We start from the raw sequence: 1,004 nt of genomic DNA, 5'->3' as shown, positions 1-1,004 counted from the left end.
GCGTATGCAATACGCGCGAGTTTACGTGACAAAATCACCAGCGCTTCAGTGGTGGCTTTGCCCTTGTTTCGATGATGCTCATAGGTTTCCTTCCAGGCCGCTGTGCGGCTGGCGGACATGGAGGCGTTGTGCAAAAGCCTGCGAATTTCCGAGCAGCCTCGCTTGGTCAAACGACGACGTCCGGTTTTTTCCCCAGAGTCAGAAATTCTCAAGTCCATGCCAATGAAAGCGATGTAAGCATCACTGCTCTTGAACTCACCTCGGATAAACGCCATCACCAAGGCTGTGGCTGTCAAAAAACCGATCCCTTCGATGGCTTGGCAGCGAGCTACCTGCTCAAGTAATCCTGCCTCTTTGAGCAACTCCTTGAGTTTCTTTTGAACCAGCAGATCCAACCTGTCTATTTGCTTGGTGAAACTCTTGAAGGCAGTTTTCAGTAGCTTTTCATTGCTCCAGCTCTGGTTTAGAGCCGTACGCATTGTGACCAGCGCAGCCCTGCGGCGCAGGAGGCTTTGAAGCTTGCCATACACTGCTGGTGGCGGAGTCCAAGCGCGCAGCTCCCGGCCTTCTCGCTCCAAATAACGAGCGAGTAAAGCGGCATCGCTCGAGTCAGTCTTAACCCGACCGCCGATACTTTTTCGGTAATTGCTAAGCTGAAAACCATCAACAACATAGACTTTGAAGCCTTTTGCATAAGCCATCTCCACCACGTCCAAGTGATAGACATTGGTGGCTTCAACGCACAAGGCAGTATTGGCGGGTTGCTGCCTCAGCCATTTCTTGATTTCAGGCTTGGTATTGGTAAGCGACATCTGCGTGCCGCTGTCCTGGAAATGAACGACCAGTTCGGCCTTCGCAACATCGATACCGACAATAAATTGGTTCACTTCCATTGCCATTTTTCGCACTCCCGCTGTAAGGTTTTTCCACTCGAAGGGTTTCACCAAGAGGCGCAGGCTTGTTTCTATCGTCGCTGAAGAGAACGAAGCATTCTTTATCGGCGC

General features: G+C 51.3%; 1 protein-coding gene. It reads right to left on the bottom strand.

All coding sequences use genetic code 11. The features are described 5' to 3' along the window. Window positions 1-899: IS110 family transposase (locus tag ACIP66_RS28830; protein ID WP_400652716.1), on the bottom strand; the 899-nt coding region annotated here is incomplete at its 3' end. Window positions 900-1,004: the final 105 nt, after the last annotated feature.

The sequence above is a fragment of the Pseudomonas sp. NPDC088429 genome (assembly GCF_044753305.1).
Lineage (GTDB): Bacteria > Pseudomonadota > Gammaproteobacteria > Pseudomonadales > Pseudomonadaceae > Aquipseudomonas > Aquipseudomonas rustica.
The sequence above is the reverse complement of the archived record's forward strand: the minus strand, read 5'-3'. Positions and strand labels throughout refer to the sequence as shown.